Source organism: Diaphorobacter aerolatus (assembly GCF_014489535.1).
GTDB classification, from domain to species: domain Bacteria; phylum Pseudomonadota; class Gammaproteobacteria; order Burkholderiales; family Burkholderiaceae_C; genus Diaphorobacter_A; species Diaphorobacter_A aerolatus.
In genome coordinates, this window is sequence record NZ_CP060783.1 from 4,594,579 (window position 1) to 4,612,244 (window position 17,666).

Sequence of the window (17,666 nt, forward strand, 5' to 3'; positions counted from 1 at the left end):
GTACTGGGTACTGGCTTCAATTCACTCATGAAAAAACAATTCAATCGCTTGGGCGTGCGCACTGCAACAGCAATCGCTGCCATGGTCTTCGCAGCTCAGGCTTGGGCATTGGATCCGTTCCGCGTTCAGGACATCCGTGTCGAGGGGCTCCAGCGTGTCGAGGCCGGCACCGTGTTCGCTTCCCTGCCGCTGCGCGTGGGCGATGAATACACCGATGAAAAGGGCGCAGCCGCGATCCGCGCGCTGTTCGCACTGGGCCTGTTCAAGGACGTGCGCCTGGAGGCCGCAGGCAATGTGCTCGTAGTGGTCGTGGAAGAGCGTCCGACCATCGCCGACGTGGACTTCTCGGGCACCAAGGAATTCGACGCCGAAACGCTCAAGAAGGCCATGCGCGACGTGGGCCTGACCGAAGGCCGTCCGTTCGACAAGGCGCTGGCCGACCGCGCCGAGCAGGAACTCAAGCGCCAGTACATCAACAAGAGCATGTACGGCGTGAACGTCGTGACCACGGTGACGCCGATCGAACGCAATCGCGTGAACCTGACCTTCACCGTCGTCGAGGGCGAGCCCGCGAAGATCAAGGAGATCCACATCGTGGGCGCCAAGGCGTTCAGCGAAGGCACGCTCAAGGACCAGTTCGATCAGGACACGGGCGGCTGGTTGAGCTGGTACACCAAGTCCAACCGCTACTCGCGCGCCAAGCTCAACGCCGATCTGGAAACACTGCGTTCGTACTACCTGTCGCGCGGCTATCTGGAATTCCGCATCGACTCCACGCAGGTGGCGATTTCTCCGGACAAGCAGGACATCACGATCACCGTGAACGTCACCGAAGGCAATCCCTACATCGTCTCCGGCGTGAAGCTCGAGGGCAATTTTCTTGACCGCGAAGACGAGTTCAAGTCGATGGTCACGATCCGTCCCGGCGAGCCCTACAACGGCGACAAGGTGGCCGAAACCACCAAGGCGTTCACCGATCACTTCGGCAATTTCGGCTACGCCTTTGCCAAGGTCGAGGCGGTGCCCGAGATCGACAAGGAAAACGACCGTGTGGCGCTCGTGCTGCGTGCCGAGCCTTCGCGCCGCGCCTATGTGCGCCGCATCAACGTGAGCGGCAACAACCGCACGCGCGACGCCGTGATCCGCCGCGAGTTCCGCCAGTTCGAATCGTCCTGGTATGACGCCGACAAGATCAAGCTCTCGCGTGATCGCGTGGACCGTCTGGGCTTCTTCACCGAAGTGGACGTGGAAACGCAGGAAGTGCCGAATTCGCCCGATCAGGTCGATCTGGTCGTCAACGTCAAGGAAAAGCCGACCGGCTCGCTCACGCTCGGTGCCGGTTTCTCGAGCGCGGAAAAGATTTCGCTCTCGTTCGGCATCAAGCAGGAAAACGTGTTCGGCTCGGGCAACTATCTGGGCGTGGACGTCAACACCAGCAAGTACAACCGCACCGTCGTGTTCAGCACCACGGACCCGTACTTCACCAAGGACGGCATCTCGCGCACGCTCGACGTCTACTACCGCACGGCCAAGCCTTATGCGGACATGGGCGGTGACTACCAGTTGGTCACGGCCGGTGGCAGCATGCGTTTCGGCATTCCGTTCAGCGAGATCGATACCGTGTTTTTCGGCGCAGGCATCGAAAACACGCGCATCAAGGAAGGCACGAACATTCCGGCCGCCTACCTTGCGTACATGCGCGACTACGGCTCCAGCAGCTTCTCGATTCCCCTGACCATCGGTTGGGGTCGCGACAGCCGCGACAGCGCGCTTGCGCCAAATTCGGGTCGCTACCAGCGCCTGAATTCCGAAATGTCCCTGGCCGGTGATGCCCGCTACGTCAAGGCCAACTACCAGTACCAGCAGTACGTGCCGCTGAACAAGAAGTTCACGCTGGCCTTCAACGGCGAACTGGGTCTGGGCAAGGGCCTCAACGGCCAGCCGTTCCCGGTCTTCAAGAACTATTACTCGGGTGGTCTGGGATCGGTGCGCGGCTTCGAGCAGGGCACGCTCGGCCCGCGTGACGTGACCGGCTCCGTGCTCGGCGGCCCAAGAAGGTCACCTTGAATGCTGAATTGATTGCACCATTCCCGGGTGCAGGCAATGACCGTACACTGCGCGTCTTCGCTTTCGTCGATGCCGGTAACGTGTATGGTGAAAAAGAAAATTGGGAGTTCAGTGAAATGCGCGTGTCCACGGGTTTGGGGTTGAGCTGGATTTCCCCACTTGGTCCGTTGCGTATCGCGTTTGCGCAGCCGGTGCGTAAATTTGCCGGCGATAGAATCCAGAAATTGCAATTCCAGATCGGAACATCCTTCTAATGACTTCCCTTTCCCGTCATCTCCCTTGGTCGTTTTGCTGGGCAGCTTTGCCGCAGCGGTGCCTGCACAGGCTCAGGAATTCAAGGCTGGCTTCGTCAACACCGATCGTGTGTTCCGCGAAGCCAACTCCGCCAAGGCCGCTCAGGGCAAGCTTGAGCAAGAATTCGCCAAGCGCGAAAAAGAGCTGGTCGATCAAGGCAACGCGCTCAAGCGCGACACCGAAAAGTTTGAACGCGAAGCGCCTACCTTGTCCGAAGGCCAGCGCGCCACACGTCAGCGTACGCTCGGCGACCAGGAACGCGACTTTCAGCGCAAGCGCCGCGAGTTCCAGGAAGACCTGAGCTCGCGCAAGAGCGAAGAGCTCGCGACCGTGCTTGACCGCGCCAACAAGGTCGTCAAGCAAGTCGCCGAAGCCGAGAAGTACGACGTGATCCTGCAGGAAGCCGTCTACATCAACCCGAAGCTGGACATCACCGACAAGGTGATCAAGGCCATGAACTCCGGCAACGGCAAGTGACGTGAACCGGCTGGCAGTGACGGGCATCGCGTGAGCTTGCGACTAGGACAGATCGTCGATGAACTGGGTGGCAGTCTTGAGGGAGGGGAAGGAGAAACGGAAATTCTCCGTATCGCCCCGCTTGAGACTGCCGGGCCTGGCGACATCGCCTTTCTGAACAACCCGCGCTACCAGAGCCAACTGGCCGCCTCCCGGGCGGCCTGCGTCATTGTGGCGCCCGCGCTGCGGGACGTCGCGCTGACACGCGGCGCGTGCATCGTCACGCCCGACCCCTACGTATATTTCGCACGCCTGACTCAGTTGTGGAAGCGCACGCATGCGACGGGCGCGCAGCACGGCATTCACGCAAGCGCGGTCGTCGATCCCGAGGCATGGGTCGATCCCAGTGCGTTCGTTGGTCCGCTGTGCGTGGTGGAACGCGGCGCGCGCATCGGTGCCCATACCGTGCTCAAGGCCCGCGTGAACGTGGGCGAGCGCTGCGTCATCGGCGAGCGCTGCATCATTCACCCGGGTGTCGTGATCGGTGCCGACGGCTTCGGCTTTGCGCCCGAGCGGGGCGATTGGGTGAAGATCGAGCAACTCGGGGCCGTGCGCATTGGCAATGATGTCGAGATCGGCGCGAACACCTGCATCGATCGCGGTGCGCTCGGGGACACGGTGATCGAGGACAGCGTCAAGCTCGACAATCTCATCCAGATCGCCCACAACGTGCACATCGGCCACCACACGGCGATGGCCGGGTGCACTGCGGTGGCCGGGAGCACGAAAATCGGTGCCCATTGCATGATTGCGGGTGCGGCTTCCATCATTGGACACCTCACAATCGCAGACAATGTGCATATTTCCACAAACACCGTGGTCATGCGCTCGATTCCGCGCGCCGGCCACTACACCGGAGTGTTCCCGTTCGACGACAATGCGAGTTGGGAAAAGAACGCGGCCACACTGAGGCAGCTCTACAAGCTGCGCGAGCGGGTCAAGTCTCTGGAACAAACAATCAAAAACGACGGTTAGACCGCTGAAAACATGATGGACATTCACCAAATCCTCAAGCTGCTTCCACACCGCTACCCGTTCCTGCTGGTAGACCGTGTGGTAGAGCTTGAGCGCGGCAAGCATATTCAGGCGATCAAGAACGTCACCATCAACGAGCCTTTCTTCACGGGCCACTTTCCGGCCCGCCCCGTCATGCCCGGCGTGCTGATGCTCGAAGCGCTTGCCCAGGCCGCCGGACTGCTGTCGTTCGACATGATGGGCGAGGCGCCCGGCGACGACAAGGTGTTCTATTTCGTCGGCATTGACGGTGCGCGTTTCAAGCGCCCCGTGGAGCCCGGCGATCAACTGATTCTCGAAATCGATCTGGACCGCATCAAGGGCGGCATCTACAAGTTCAGGGGCGTGGCGCGCGTGGGTGACAGCATTGCCTGCGAAGCCGAAATCATGTGCACCATGCGTACCGTGGCCTGATTTTTCGGGAGCCGCGGTTCGTGTCCAACATTCATTCCACTGCCATCATTGACCCGGCTGCGCACATCGACAGCACGGCGACGGTGGGACCCTATGCGGTGATCGGGCCGCATGTGCGCATCGGAGCACGCACCAGCGTCGGGCCGCACTGCGTGATCGAGGGCCACACCCGCATTGGCGAAGACAACAAGATATTTCAGTTTGCATCGCTCGGGGCCGTGCCGCAGGACAAGAAATACGCGGGCGAGTCCACGCGGCTCGAGATCGGGCATCGCAACACGATTCGCGAGTTCTGCACCTTCAACCTCGGAACCGTGCAGGATCGCGGAGTCACCAGCATTGGGGACGACAACTGGATCATGGCCTACGTGCACATTGCGCATGACTGCGTGGTGGGCAATCAGACGATTCTCGCCAACAATGCCACGCTTGCCGGTCATGTGCATCTTGGCGACTGGGCAATCATTGGCGGGCTCACTGGCGTGCACCAGTTCTCGCGGATCGGCGCGCATGCCATGGCCGGTTTCGCGAGCCATGTCTCGCAGGATGTGCCGCCATTCATGATGGTCGACGGCAATCCGCTGGCCGTGCGCGGCTTCAACGTCGAGGGTCTGCGCCGCCGTGGCTTCTCTGCCGAACGCATTGCCGCAATCAAGCAGGCTTACCGCGTGCTCTATCGTCAGGGCCTGACGCTGGAGGCGGCGATCAACGCCTTGAATGAACTCTCTCACGAGCATCCACACGGCGCGGCCGACATTGCACAATTGCGCGATTTCGTCGCTGCATCACAGCGCGGCATCGTTCGCTGATCAACTTGCCGAGACACGCTCCCATGCCTGCCACCCGCAGCCCCAGGTCGCCATGGTCGCCGGAGAAACCTCCGGCGATTTGCTTGCTGGGTTGCTGCTCGATGGTCTGCGCGAAAAATGGCCCGAGGTCCAATCCTTCGGCATCGGCGGCCCGCGCATGCAGGAGCGCGGCTTTGACGCGTGGTGGCAGAGCGAACGCCTTGCGGTGCATGGCTACAGCCTCGAGCTGTTGCAGAAGATTCTGGGCCTCTTCAGGTTGCGCAAGGAGTTGCGTGAAAAGCTGATCGCCGAGCCGCCGAGCGTCTTCATCGGCGTCGATGCACCCGATTTCAATCTCGGACTCGAGGGCAAGCTGCGCGAGGCCGGTATCAAGACCGTGCACTTCGTGTGCCCCTCGATCTGGGCGTGGCGTGCCCATCGCGTCGACACGATACGCGCAAGCGCCGACCACGTGCTGTGCATCTTCCCGTTTGAGCCCGAGCTGCTCGCCAGGCATGGCATTGCCGCGACCTACGTCGGCCATCCGCTTGCACGCGTGATTCCCATGCAGCCCGACAAGTGGGCGGCGCGCGCGCAGCTCGGCCTGCGCGCCGAGGATGAGGTTGTGGCGATCTTGCCGGGTAGCCGCTCCGCCGAGGTCAAGTTCATCGCCAGATCGTTTTTCGACGCGGCAGCGCTCTTGCTCAAGTCGCGCCCCGGGCTCCAGTTCGTCGTGCCGGCCGTGCCACGGCAGCGCGAGAGGATCGAGGCCATGGCGCGCGAATGCGGCATTGCCGATCGCGTGCAGATCATCGCCGGCCAGTCGCACACGGCGCTTGCTGCCTGCGATTGCACGCTGATCGCGAGCGGCACCGCCACACTTGAAGCGGCGCTCTACAAGCGCCCGATGGTGATCTCGTACCGCATGCATGCGATCAGCTGGCGGCTCATGAAGCGCAAGCAATTGCAGCCCTGGGTCGGGCTGCCCAACATCCTGTGCGGGGAGTTCGTGGTTCCCGAACTGCTACAGGATGCCGCAACACCCGAGGCTCTCGCGGGCGCGGTCGCACAGTGGCTTGACGCTTACCAGCGGCAACCCCAAATCATTCTCTCGCTCGAAAAGCGCTTCACCGAGCTTCACGAAAGCCTGTTGCGCGATACACCGAAACTGGCCGCCGATGCGATCGAAAAAATCCTTGTTCCCCAAGGCTGAACAGTCCAGTCTCGATTGGTACCCACCGGGACTCGTCGCGGGTGTTGACGAAGCCGGGCGTGGTCCACTGGCCGGGCCCGTGGTGACCGCGGCCGTCATTCTCGACGAGCTGCATCCGATTGCGGGACTCGCGGACTCGAAGGTGCTCACCGCCGCCAGGCGCGAGAAGCTGTTTGACGAAATCCGTGCCAAGGCGCTGTGCTTTTGCATTGCCGAAGCGTCGGTGCAGGAGATCGACGAGATCAACATCCTGCAGGCCACGATGCTGGCGATGCGCCGCGCGGTGTCGGGATTGCGCCTGAGGCCCGTGCGCGTGCTGGTGGATGGCAACCGGCTGCCGCAACTCGACGTGCCCGCCGAAGCCATCGTCAAGGGCGATGCGCTCGTGCAGGCGATTTCCGCCGCGTCGATTCTGGCCAAGGTCACGCGCGACCGCTGGTGCGAGCAGTTGCATCAGCGCCATCCGCAATATGGTTTCGACGCACACAAGGGCTACGGCACGGCCGCGCATCTTCTGGCGCTGCGCGAGCACGGAGCCTGCCCCGAACATCGCCGCAGCTTCGCGCCGGTGGCGCAGGCGTGTCTGGTGCGTCATTGAGCGCGGTGGTCTTTGTTCTCCGGTATAAGCTGACTCTCTTACCGATTTTTTCCCTGATTGAAGCAGTGTCATGGCCGCAGCAACTCCCTTGGTGATCCAATCGCGCGACAACGCGCTGCTCAAGGACCTGCGTCGCCTGTCACAGGACAGCACCGCATACCGCAAGCAGGGCCGGGTCTGGCTTGAGGGCGACCACCTCTGCAGCGCGGCGCTGGTGCGCGGGATCGAGCCGCAGATCGCCGTTTTCGCCGAATCGTTCTGGCCCTTCGCGCCTACGGAACTCAAGCAGGCTGCCGCGAAAAACGTGCTGATCGCCGATGCGCTCTGGCGCGACCTGAGCGGGCTGGAGTCGCCCGCGCAGATGGGTTGCGTGATGGCGCTGCCGGATGTCGCAGCGCTCGATGCCGACGCACCCACGGTCGTGCTCGATCGGCTGCAGGATGCCGGCAATGTCGGCTCGGTTCTGCGCAGCGCGTCGGCCTTCGGTTTCACGCAGATTGCCGCGCTCAAGGGCACCGCCGCGCTCTGGAGCGCCAAGGTGCTGCGTGCGGGCATGGGCGCGCATTTTGCGTTGCGTCTGGTGGAGGGCTTGAGCGAGCAGGACATCGCCGCGCTCCGTGTGCCGCTGCTCGTGACCAGTTCACACCGTGGCGAGTTCCTGCATCGCGCGAAACTCCCGTGGCCTTGCGCGTGGGTGATGGGGCACGAAGGGCAGGGCGTGTCCCAGGCGCTTGAGGAACGCGCCTTCGCACACATCCGCATTGCCCAGCCGGGTGGCGAAGAATCGCTCAACGTGGCGGCGGCGGCGGCGATCTGCCTGCATGCCAGCGGCGCTGGTCACTCAGTGTGATGCGCGGGTGGGCTGGCCTGCACCGTCGACCATGGCGCGGCGGTAGACCAGCACCTTGAGCGAGCGCTCCGGATCGCGGTCCGCGAACACGGGTGGATTGGGCACGCGTTCAATGAACTCCAGTTCCGGTGCCTGCTCGCGCATGTGCTCATGCACGAAGGATGCAGGCAACTCGGGCGCATTCAGGCAGATCAGCGCGTGGCCGCCAGGTGTCAACAGATCGGGCAGGCGGCGCAGCAGCCGCGCATAGTCCTTGGTCGCGACGAAGCTGCCTTTCTGGTAGCTCGGCGGATCGACGATGATCAGCGCGTACGGCCCGCCGCGCGTGATTTTTCCCCAGCTCGTGAAGATGTCGTGCGCGAGAAAGCTCGCGCCCTTGCTCACGTCATTCAGACGATGGTTGTGTTGTCCGATGGACAATGCGCCCCGGCTCATGTCCATGTTGATGACCTGCGTGGCGCCAGCCTGCATTGCTACCACCGAGAACGCGCAGGTATAGGCGAACAGATTGAGCACCCTGAATTCGTCACCGGCGTGCTGCCGCGCGCGTTCCTCCACATGCCTGCGCACCCACGCGCGACCCGCGGCCATGTCGAGAAAAAGACCGTGATTCTGACCGCGCGAGACATGCACTGCGTAGCGCGTTCCTGCCTCGCTCACGACATGTGGATCGGGCACGCTACCGCTCATGACGTGGGTGCTGCCCTGACCGCCGACCAGACGAATCTGTAGTACCCAATTGAGCGGCTCGTTGGCGGCGATCTGCGACCAGCGCTGCCGCAGGGCATTGCCGATGTTGGCGATGCTTGTCTCGTCCAGTTCGGCGAAGCTGGTGAGCAGCAGCACGGGCGGAAATGCATCGAGCGACAGGTGCTCGCATCCCGGATGCAGTCCGCCGCGACCATGGAAGATGCGTGTGGCTTCCTGTGGATGAGGCATGTGGCGGATGGCGTCGAGCAGGGCTTGCATGAATCGAATGGCGTGAGGGAAGAAAACCAAACGCAGTGTAGACAGGATGTGGTGCAGGTGCGCAGGCTCGGCAATCGCCAATGCGACATCGCCAGGCGGCGAGGATCGCCACAATGACAGCCGGATTTCATCACTGCGCGAGGAACCGCTTGATTTCACGCCCCGTGCCAAGCACATCAATCACCGGCCAGTGGCTGGCGGTCGATGGCGGCGTGAGCGCGGTGCTCGGGGCTGACGGAGCGCGCCAGAGGCGCCAGCAAACTCTGGGCCGAGCGGCTATGCTCGCGACTGAACACGCAAATTTCCGGAGACATGCCTTGCTGAATTTTCGCGCCAACATCCCGTTTGTGAACCTGCTCGGCTTCACGCTGCATCGCATGGAGAATGGCGAGTCCGAACTGCATTACACGCCCAAACCCGAGCATCTGAATTCGCATGGTGTCGCCCATGGCGGCGCGGCCATGACGCTGCTTGACGTGGCGCTGTCGGTGGCCGCGCGCAGCGATACGCCGGAGCACGGCATCGTCACCATCGAGATGAAGTCCACATTCATGGTGCCGGCCAAGGGGCCGCTGGTCGCCAAGGCCAGGCGCATCCGCCGCACGCGCAGCATGGCGTTTGTCGAAGGCTGGATCTACGACGCGAGTGGCGAGATGTGCACCATGGCGACCGGCACGTTCCGCTATGTCGAGCGCAAGAAGCTCGATGGCGGGACGCCGCCGATGGCAACGGACTGAACAAACGGGTGGCCGACATGACCCTTGCGATTCAGTGGACCTGCAAACGCTTTGACGACATGACGCCGCACGAGCTGCATGACGCGCTCGCCCTGCGATGCCGGGTCTTCATACTTGAGCAGGGGCCTTATCAGGACCCCGACGACAACGACCGGCACGCGTGGCACCTGCTGGGTCGTGCGCCGGATTCCGCGCATGGCAACGCCCTGCTCGCGTGCCTGCGAATCGTCGATCCGGGATGCAGCTTTCCCGAACCTTCGATTGGTCGCGTGGTCTGCGCTCCCGAGATTCGCGGGCTGGGAATCGGCCGACTGCTGGTAGCCGAGGGCCTTGCTCACGCGGCGCGCGTGCACCCCGGACTGCCGAACCGCATCAGCGCGCAGTCCCACCTCCAACGCATGTATGGCGAGCTGGGATTTCAAACGGTTTCAGAAGAATATCTTGAAGACGGCATTCCGCATCTGGAAATGCTGTACACACCAGAGACGGAATAACGGCACAGGACACCACACCATGAACGAACTGATACTGCACCACTACCCCATGTCCCCGTTCTCGCACAAGATCAGGGCGATCATGGGCTACAAGCAACTGGCGTGGAAGTCCGTGATTGTGCCGGGCTTCATGCCCAAGCCCGACGTGGAGGCGCTGACCGGCGGTTACCGGCGCACACCGTATCTGCAGATCGGAGCCGACATCTATTGCGATACCGCGCTGATCTGTGACGTGCTCGAACACCACGAGCCGACACCCACGCTCTATCCCGAGCATCAAAAAGGCCTTGCGCGCGTCGTGGCTCAGTGGGCCGACGAGCAGATGTTCTGGGCGGCGATGTCATACAACTTTCAACCGCAAGGGTTGCAGGTGCTGTTTGCCAATGCTGATCGCTCGCTCGCCGAGGCCTTTGTCAACGACCGCAAGGCGATGGGGTTTCCGCTCATGGCGGCTGCGGATGCGGCGGTGAATTACCGCTCCGACCTGCGCCGGATCGCAAGCATGCTCGACGAAAACAAATACCTGCTCGGGGATCAGCCCTGCATTGCCGACTTCTCCGTGTTCCACCCGCTGTGGTTCACGCGGATCGGAACACCGAATCTGGCAGCCATCTTCGACGCCACTCCCCAGGTGCTGGGCTGGATGGACCGCATCTCCGCGCTGGGCGTGGGGCGCATGGAAAAGTTGTCGATGCAGGAGGCGATGAGTGTTGCCGCCCAGGCCGAGCCCGCGACGATACCGGAGCATGAGGTGTTTCTTGACGACCACGGCATTGCGCTCGGCACCAAGGTGGCGATCTCCGCGGCCAGTTTTGGCATGGAGCCGACCGTGGGCAAGCTGGTCGCCGCAACGCGCACACGCTACACGCTGGCGCGGGTCGATGCGCGCGCGGGCAATATGCACGTGCACTTTCCGCGCGTCGGCTACGTGATGCGCGCGGTTTGATTTTTCTCGCTGTATGAAGCCAGATCGCATGGGGGGAACACGGAGATGATCGAGGACTATTCGGGCAAGACGGCGGTGCTGACGGGCGCGGCTTCGGGCTTGGGTCTGGAGTGCGCACGCATCGCCGCGCGACTCGGCATGCGGCTGGTGCTCGTGGACGTGCAGGCGGATGCATTGGCGGCGGCCGAAGCCGAAATGAAATCGCTGGCGGCCGATGTGCTCGCGCTGCGCGTCGATGTGTCGAATGCCGAGGAAATGGATGCGCTGGGCGTTGCCGTGCGAGAGCGTTTTGGTGCGCCGCATCTGGTGTTCAACAACGCGGGTGTGATTGCTACCGGCCTTGTCTGGGAAACGTCCGCGCGCGAGTGGGACTGGGTGATGGGTGTGAACCTGCGAGGCGTGGCCCACGGAGTCCGCGTGTTCACGCCCATGATGCTCGAGGCTGCGCGTGCCGACGCCGACTGGCGCGGTCATATCGTCAATACCTCCAGCATGGCGGGGCTGCTCGCCACGCCGAACATGGGCGTCTACAACGTCAGCAAGCACGCCGTGGTCGCGCTTTCGGAGACGCTGTATCAGGACCTGCAACTGGTGACCGGGCAGATCGGCGCAAGCGTGCTATGTCCTTATTTCGTGCCCACCGGCATTGCACGCAGCGAGCGCAATCGGCCTGACGAGTTGAACGTGTCAGGCGCGACTCGCAGTCAGCAATTGGGATCGCAGATGCTCGACAAGGCGGTGACCCATAGCCGCGTCACCGCCGAGGAGGTAGCGCAAAAGGTGTTCGATGCGGTAGCCGCCAACCAGTTCTACATCTACAGCCATCCGCAGGCCGTGGGAGCGGTGCGAACGCGCATGGACGACATTCTGCAGGCGCGCAACCCGAGCGATCCGTTTGCCGCGAGGCCGCAATTGCGGGAGCAACTGCAAGACCAGTTGATGGGTCGATGGCCCGAGCCGCCCGCCAGCCCATCGGAGGCACCGGCGTGAGCGGCAATCCCGCATGGCGCGTGAATCGCCCGGCCGCCATCGGCCTGTGTCACTTCGAGACCGGGATTGGCGACTGTGCGCTCGCATGGTCCGACGCCGGTGTCGTGGCCATCCAGTTGCCCGAGCCTGACGTGGCCAGCACGCTCGAACGCCTGCTGCGCGGATTGCCCATGCAGCAGACGGTGAGCGAGCTGCTGGCAGCGCGGCCTCCGCAGACCGCGCTCGATGCGATGCATGGCACGCAGGCGCTGCTGCGCGGCGAGGCGCTGGGTCTGACGGACATAGAACTCGACATGCGCGGCGTGCCCGAGTTCGCGATTCGCGTCTACGCGCTCACGCGTGCGATTGCTCCGGGCGATACACGCACCTATGGTGAATTGGCGCGCGAGCTGGGGGATGTGAACCTCTCGCGTGCGGTCGGACAGGCGCTCGGTGGAAATCCTTTTGCGCCGGTGATTCCCTGCCATCGCGTGCTCGCCGCCGGAGACCGGAGTGGCGGTTTCTCGTCGCATGGCGGTGCGGAGCAGAAGCTGCGCATGCTGGCCATCGAGGGCGCGTGTCCGGGCGGCACCTTGCCCTTGTTCTGACGCCTGTCCATGGCTGCCACCGCGTCCATCTCTCCGTTGCTCAGAGGCGCGATCCTGCCGACACTGCTTCGGCTGGCCGTGCCTAACGTGCTCGCGCTGGTGTCGTCGGTGCTGGTCGGCATCGCCGAAACCTACTATGTCGGGCGGCTGGGCACGATTCCCTTGGCGGCCATGGCGATTGTCTTTCCGTTTGCCATGCTCACGCAGATGATGAGCAACGGCGCCATGGGCGGCGGCGTTTCGTCCGCGATCAGCCGTGCGCTGGGTGCCGGCGACCGGTCGCGCGCGGGCACGCTGGCGCTGCATGCATTGGCGATTGGTGCGGGCGTGGGGGTTCTGTATTCGCTGCTTTTCGTGCTGTGCGGGCCGCTCTTTTTCAGGCTGCTGGGTGGCAAGGGCGAGGTGCTTGGCGAAGCCGTGCGCTACGGTCAGGTGCTCTTCAGCGGTGCGATGCTGGTGTGGCTGTGCAATACGCTTGCCTCGGTCGTGCGAGGTACGGGCAACATGCGCGTGCCGTCGTCGGTGGTGCTGCTGGTGGCGGTGCTGCAGATCGTCATCGGCGGATCGCTCGGGCTGGGCATTGCGGGCATGCCGCGCTGGGGCATGACGGGGATTGCGCTCGGCAACATCATTGCGATGGCGTTCGGCTCGCTGCTGCTGCTGGTCTATCTGCAATGGGGGCAAACGGTGCTCGATCTGCCCTGGCAGAACATGCGGTTTTCCTGGCCAATGTTTCGCGACATCCTGCGTGTCGGGGCGCTGGCCTGCCTCTCGCCGGTGCAGTCGGTGCTCACGGCGGTGATCATGACCGCGCTGGTCGCGCGCTTCGGGCCGCAGGCGCTCGCGGGCTACGGCATCGGGCAGCGGCTTGAGTTTCTGCTGATCCCATTGCCTTCGGCATCGGCGTGGCATCGGTGCCGATGGTGGGCATGGCGATTGGAGCGGGGCAGGTGGCACGCGCGCGCCGTGTGGCGTGGACCGCAGGTTGCGTGTCGGCTCTGGCGCTCGCCGTGCTCGGGCTCACGGTGATGTGGCTGCCGAGGATCTGGTCGGGCATGTTCACCAACGATGCCGCCGTGCTGGCCAACGCCGATCTGTATCTGCGCACCACCGGGCCGGGTTTTGCCTTCTTTGGATTCGGCCTGACGCTGTATTTCGCATCACTCGGCTCGGGTCGAGTCCTCGGGCCGATTCTCGCGGGCTCGGCGCGCTTGGCGCTCGTTGCCATTGGAGGCGCGTGGCTTGCCCAGCGCGGCGGCGGATCGCCTTCTTCACTGTTCTGGCTGGCGCTGGCCGCCATGGTGGTGTATGGCGTGGCGACGGGCTGGGCCGTGCGGCGCACACGTTGGGGCTGATGGCGCGCCCGGGATGCTTGGGGTTGAACACGTTGGCGATCAGGTTATTTTTTAAAATCGTCAACCAGATTGTTTGATACTGCGACTATTCCAATGCCTGCCTTGCTCCAAGAATAATGAGTTCTGAGACGACCGACGCCGATTCCCCGCGCACGCCCCAACCCGAGGTCCATCGCCGACCCCGGCGGATGGCCTGCCCATGCCGCAGCGACGCCATTCGATGCTGGTCATCCTTCTGGGCATTGCCTTGTCGGTGCTCGATTCGAGCATCATGAATCTGGCGCTGCCCGACATTGGCCGTCAGCTCAACGTGAGCGCGGCGCATGCCGTCTGGGTGGTCAATGCCTACCAGCTTGCCACGCTGGTATTGCTGCTGCCGCTTGCGGCGCTCGGTGACCGGCTGGGGTATCGGCGCGTCTATCTCGTGGGCATGATGCTGTTTGCGGTGGCTTCCGTCGGGGCGATGTTCGCGCGCAGCCTGGAGACGCTGATTCTCGCGCGCCTGTTGCAGGGGCTGGGCGCTGCGGGTGTCATGAGCGTGAATGCCGCGCTGGTGCGGCTGACGTTCCCGCGTGCAGAACTCGGCAAGGGCATGTCGTACAACTCGCTGGTGGTGGCCGCATCGTCGATGGCCGGGCCGACCGTGGCGGCAGCGATTCTCTCGGTTGCCTCCTGGCCGTGGTTGTTCGCGATGAATCTGCCGCTTGGCATCTTCGTCGTGTGGCTGGGGCTGCGTTCCCTGCCATCGAATCCGCCGCGTAGCAGCGGCAGCGGCCCGAAATTCTCGCTGCTCGACGTGGTGCTCAACGTCTTGATGTTCAGCCTGATTTTTCTGGGCGGCGAGCAACTGGGCGTGCGCACCGGGACGGGCAATAGCTCGCTTGGGTCGGGATTGCTGTGTCTGCTGCTGGGGGCGCTCGTTGGCGTGTACTACGTGCGCCGCCAGTGGTATCTGGCAGCACCGATGTTTCCGGTCGATCTGCTGCGCATACCGGTTTTTCGCCTCTCGATGGGGGCATCGGTGGGTGCGTTCTGCGCGCAGATGCTTGGCTTTCTCGCGATGCCCTATCTATTGCTCGAAGTGCTGGGCTACAGCCACTTGAAGGCAGGCATGCTGATCACCGCGTGGCCGCTTGCAACGGTGGTGGCCGCGCCGATTGCCGGGCGCTTGATCGGACGTTTTCAGGACGGAGTGCTGGGCGGCATAGGCATGGCGCTGTTCGCGCTGGGCTTGCTGTCGCTTGCGCTGATGCCAGCCCATCCCGCCGACTGGAACGTGGTGTGGCGCATGGCGTTGTGCGGCGCCGGGTTCGGGTTGTTCCAGTCACCGAACAATCACACGATCGTCACCTCGGCGCCCTTGCACCGAAGCGGCGCGGCCAGCGGCATGCTGGGCTCCGCACGTCTCACGGGCCAGACGCTCGGGGCCCTGATGCTTGGCGCGATCTTCGCGCTGTGGCCCGTGCATGACGGCTTTGCCGAATCACTGGCGCTGTGCATCGCGGCGGCAAGTGCGGTGCTCTCGGGGATTTTCAGTGCGCTGCGCATCACGCGCGGCGCAGCCGCACACTGACGGTGTCCGGGCGAGTCGCGCTGCGCACCAGCGCAAACAAATCCTTGGGGTCGAACAGATCGGGGATCAGTTCGATGGCGTCGAGCAGCCCGGCCTCGCGTGCCAGCCCGTGCATGGTGCGCAGGGCCGAATAGTCCTCCAGCGCAAAGCCGACACTGTCGAACAAGGTGATTTGCTGCGCAGAAGTACGCCCGGCGGCTTCGCCCCGAAGCACGCGCCAGAACTCGGTGACGGCGAAGTCGGCGGGCATCTGCTGGAGTTCACCTTCGATGCGTGTCTGCAGCTCGTATTCGACGAATACGTCTGAGCGCATCAGCACTGCGGACGCGATCTCGGTCTTGCCGGGGCAGTCACCGCCCACCGCGTTGATATGCATGCCGGGCTCGAGCATCCCGGCGCTGAACACCGTCGCACGGGCCTTGTCGGCCGTGACCGTGGTGACGATGTCGGCACCGCGTACCGCTTCGCCCGCCGTGGCGCAGATGCGGGCGCTGGCGTCCAGTTCCCGCAGCCACGGCGCAATATTGCCAAGCAGCTTGGCCGAAGCTGCGGCATCGACGTCGAACAGCCGCAGCTCACGCACGCCGAGCAGTCCCGCGAAAGCGAGTGCCTGAAATTCGCTTTGCGAACCATTGCCGATCAACGCCATGCTGCGGCTTTCACCGCGTGCCAGCCGCCGCGCCGCCATCAACGAGGTGGCTGCGGTGCGCAGCGCCGTGGTCAGCGTGAGTTCGCTCAGAAAGCGCGGCGCGCCCGTCGCCACGTCGGCGAGCGCACCAAAGGCCATCACGGTAGGCAGGCCGTGCTGCGTGTTGATCGGGTGGCCGTTCACGTATTTGAACGCGTAGTCCCGCGTGTCGGCCACGGGCATCAGTTCGATCACGCCGTTGGTCGAATACGCGGCGGTGCGTGCGGATTTGTCGAAGTCCTGCCAACGCAGGAAGTCGGCCTCGATTGCATCGGCCATCAGGCGCATGCATTCGATCACGCCGACCTGCGCGACGACTCGCGCGGCGTTGCTGGCGCTGAGAAAGTCGGTACGTACCGACCTGATTTTCGGTGTGTGAGCGGAAGTCATGACAGGCTCCGGTCTGCTGTACGCGCAGAGCTTCGCCCGAATGCGGTCAAGCGTCAATATCTCGCAAAGACGGCAAGGCTTCTTCCCTCAGCGAGGCCCTATTTCCCCACGATTTGCGTGGCAAGCGTCTGCACGGAAAGCGGCGCACAACCCTCTGCATGGTTGCTGACGGCGATGTGCACGCGCTGTCCATGGGATGCGAAGGTACGAACCAGTTGCGCCAGTTCGGCATGCAATTCGGGCTCGGGATCGTGAATGCGGTCGTAGGGCGCGTAGCGCTTTTCCGCGTCGGCATAGCCATAGGGACCGTGGAGCGGATGGAGATTCCAGCGACAGACCAGCGGTCCGGGCCAGAGCATGCGCAGCAGCGTCAGTTGCTCGGCAAGCGGCGGCATCTTGGCGTGCAGGCCAAGGCAGTAGGTCGCATTGGCATCACGCAGCACCTTGGCGAAATGCGGCAGGATGTCCGGCGCGAGCCATTGCGGATCACGTACCTCCACGGCGATCACGGCGTCGGGCGCATGCGGCGTCACAGCGGGCAAGGCGCTCAGCATGTCGCCGAGCCGCGCAATGGTCTGGGGCAGTTGGTCGAGCAGGTGCCAGGGCAGCGGCGAGAGCTGAAACACCAGCGCGCCGAGCCTGGCTCCAAGCCCTTCGAGTGCCGGCGCGACGAACTCCTGCACCGCGAGTTCGGGGTTCAGGAACGCGGGGTTCGCTTGCTTGCCGCGCCCGTCCTCGCTGCGCACCAGCGCGTCGGTAATCAGGCTGGGGGCTTTCACCATGAAGCGGAAATCGGGCGGCACCTGCGCGGCGTAGCGCGCGTAGTCGCTGGCGCTCAGTGGGCGGTAAAAACTGCGGTCGATGCTGACGGTGCGAAACAGCGGATGCTGCGAATAGATGGGCAGTCCCTTTTTGGACAGTGTCTGCTCCGATGCCTCGTCCTGCCACACCAGGCCGCTCCATCCGGGATAGCTCCATGAAGACGTGCCGAGACGCACGTTCGCCGGAAGTGCCGCGCCCAGCGCCAGCAACTCGGGCTCCATGCGGCGGCCTGCAGGCTGGTGGTGCGCGCAGGCCTTTCGCGCTTGACGGGCGCGGGCTCGGTTTCCAGTGTCCGGGGTGCAGGCTTGGGGACGTCAACGGGCGCGCCGAAAAGATCAACCTGCAAAGGTGCACCGTTTTC

17 protein-coding genes and 3 pseudogenes are annotated in these 17,666 nt (G+C 63.6%); 16 read left to right on the forward strand and 4 right to left on the reverse strand.

Annotation, left to right across the window (positions count from 1 at the left end; genetic code table 11):
* Positions 1–27 precede the first annotated feature (27 nt).
* The 8 genes and pseudogenes from bamA (at position 28) to H9K75_RS21585 (ending at position 7,754) form a co-directional block, all read left to right on the forward strand.
* Positions 28–2,321: pseudogene (gene bamA / locus H9K75_RS21550) on the forward strand (outer membrane protein assembly factor BamA).
* Positions 2,321–2,838: pseudogene (locus H9K75_RS21555) on the forward strand (OmpH family outer membrane protein). The pseudogenes bamA and H9K75_RS21555 overlap by 1 nt, the downstream one beginning before the upstream one ends.
* Positions 2,839–2,868: 30 nt before the next feature.
* The gene (lpxD, locus tag H9K75_RS21560) at positions 2,869–3,852 is read left to right on the forward strand and encodes a UDP-3-O-(3-hydroxymyristoyl)glucosamine N-acyltransferase (RefSeq protein ID WP_187724078.1); all 984 of its coding nucleotides are present in this window, start codon (positions 2,869–2,871) and stop codon (positions 3,850–3,852) included.
* A gap of 12 nt (positions 3,853–3,864) precedes the next feature.
* Positions 3,865–4,305, forward strand: coding sequence for a 3-hydroxyacyl-ACP dehydratase FabZ (gene fabZ / locus H9K75_RS21565; protein WP_187724079.1), 441 nt, complete (start codon positions 3,865–3,867; stop codon positions 4,303–4,305).
* Positions 4,306–4,325: 20 nt separating this feature from the next.
* Positions 4,326–5,114, forward strand: coding sequence for an acyl-ACP--UDP-N-acetylglucosamine O-acyltransferase (lpxA, locus tag H9K75_RS21570; RefSeq protein ID WP_187724080.1), 789 nt, complete (start codon positions 4,326–4,328; stop codon positions 5,112–5,114).
* Positions 5,115–5,166: 52 nt separating this feature from the next.
* Positions 5,167–6,306 carry a lipid-A-disaccharide synthase gene (gene lpxB / locus H9K75_RS21575; protein ID WP_187726140.1) on the forward strand — a complete coding sequence of 380 codons (1,140 nt, stop codon included), beginning with the start codon at positions 5,167–5,169 and terminating at the stop codon, positions 6,304–6,306.
* Positions 6,272–6,904, forward strand: a complete 633-nt coding sequence (gene rnhB / locus H9K75_RS21580; protein ID WP_187724081.1) for a ribonuclease HII — start codon at positions 6,272–6,274, stop codon at positions 6,902–6,904. Before lpxB ends, rnhB begins: the two co-directional genes overlap by 35 nt.
* Positions 6,905–6,974: 70 nt before the next feature.
* Complete coding sequence (locus H9K75_RS21585; protein WP_187724082.1) at positions 6,975–7,754, forward strand: TrmH family RNA methyltransferase; 780 nt, start codon at positions 6,975–6,977, stop codon at positions 7,752–7,754.
* Here H9K75_RS21585 and H9K75_RS21590 read toward each other — a convergent pair.
* Together H9K75_RS21590 and H9K75_RS21595 are read right to left on the reverse strand one after the other, a co-directional pair.
* The gene (locus H9K75_RS21590) at positions 7,746–8,723 is read right to left on the reverse strand and encodes a class I SAM-dependent methyltransferase (RefSeq protein ID WP_187724083.1); all 978 of its coding nucleotides are present in this window, start codon (positions 8,721–8,723) and stop codon (positions 7,746–7,748) included. The genes H9K75_RS21585 and H9K75_RS21590 overlap by 9 nt on opposite strands.
* Positions 8,724–8,899: 176 nt before the next feature.
* Entirely contained in the window at positions 8,900–9,037 is a 138-nt protein-coding gene (locus H9K75_RS21595; protein WP_187726182.1) for a hypothetical protein, read from the reverse strand.
* 3 nt (positions 9,038–9,040) lie between these two features.
* On the opposite strand from H9K75_RS21595, the gene H9K75_RS21600 reads away from it, so the two are divergent.
* The 8 genes from H9K75_RS21600 (at position 9,041) to H9K75_RS21630 (ending at position 15,405) form a co-directional block, all read left to right on the forward strand.
* Positions 9,041–9,460 (forward strand): PaaI family thioesterase, encoded by a 420-nt coding sequence (locus H9K75_RS21600; protein ID WP_226858356.1) that lies wholly within the window; start codon positions 9,041–9,043, stop codon positions 9,458–9,460.
* A 17-nt stretch (positions 9,461–9,477) separates the two neighbouring features.
* Positions 9,478–9,954: a GNAT family N-acetyltransferase gene (locus tag H9K75_RS21605; protein WP_187724084.1), complete on the forward strand. Its 477-nt coding sequence runs from the start codon at positions 9,478–9,480 to the stop codon at positions 9,952–9,954.
* 19 nt (positions 9,955–9,973) lie between these two features.
* Positions 9,974–10,900 (forward strand): glutathione S-transferase family protein, encoded by a 927-nt coding sequence (locus H9K75_RS21610; RefSeq protein WP_187724085.1) that lies wholly within the window; start codon positions 9,974–9,976, stop codon positions 10,898–10,900.
* Positions 10,901–10,945: 45 nt separating this feature from the next.
* The gene (locus tag H9K75_RS21615; RefSeq protein WP_187724086.1) at positions 10,946–11,890 is read left to right on the forward strand and encodes an SDR family oxidoreductase; all 945 of its coding nucleotides are present in this window, start codon (positions 10,946–10,948) and stop codon (positions 11,888–11,890) included.
* Entirely contained in the window at positions 11,887–12,477 is a 591-nt protein-coding gene (locus H9K75_RS21620; protein ID WP_226858357.1) for a methylated-DNA--[protein]-cysteine S-methyltransferase, read from the forward strand. The genes H9K75_RS21615 and H9K75_RS21620 overlap by 4 nt, the downstream gene beginning before the upstream one ends.
* A 9-nt stretch (positions 12,478–12,486) precedes the next feature.
* On the forward strand, positions 12,487–13,506 hold the full coding sequence (locus H9K75_RS21625) for an MATE family efflux transporter (RefSeq protein ID WP_226858358.1): 1,020 nt from the start codon (positions 12,487–12,489) through the stop codon (positions 13,504–13,506).
* Positions 13,407–13,832, forward strand: coding sequence for an MATE family efflux transporter (locus H9K75_RS24325; RefSeq protein ID WP_264293888.1), 426 nt, complete (start codon positions 13,407–13,409; stop codon positions 13,830–13,832). The genes H9K75_RS21625 and H9K75_RS24325 overlap by 100 nt, the downstream gene beginning before the upstream one ends.
* 199 nt (positions 13,833–14,031) lie before the next feature.
* Positions 14,032–15,405, forward strand: coding sequence for an MFS transporter (locus tag H9K75_RS21630; protein WP_226858360.1), 1,374 nt, complete (start codon positions 14,032–14,034; stop codon positions 15,403–15,405).
* Here H9K75_RS21630 and H9K75_RS21635 read toward each other — a convergent pair.
* Both H9K75_RS21635 and H9K75_RS21640 read right to left on the reverse strand, forming a co-directional pair.
* Positions 15,380–16,483 carry an ornithine cyclodeaminase gene (locus H9K75_RS21635; RefSeq protein ID WP_187724088.1) on the reverse strand — a complete coding sequence of 368 codons (1,104 nt, stop codon included), beginning with the start codon at positions 16,481–16,483 and terminating at the stop codon, positions 15,380–15,382. The two genes, H9K75_RS21630 and H9K75_RS21635, sit on opposite strands and share 26 nt — an antisense overlap.
* Before the next feature lie 98 nt (positions 16,484–16,581).
* A pseudogene (locus tag H9K75_RS21640) lies at positions 16,582–17,651 on the reverse strand (DUF72 domain-containing protein).
* Between the last annotated feature and the right edge of the window lie 15 nt (positions 17,652–17,666).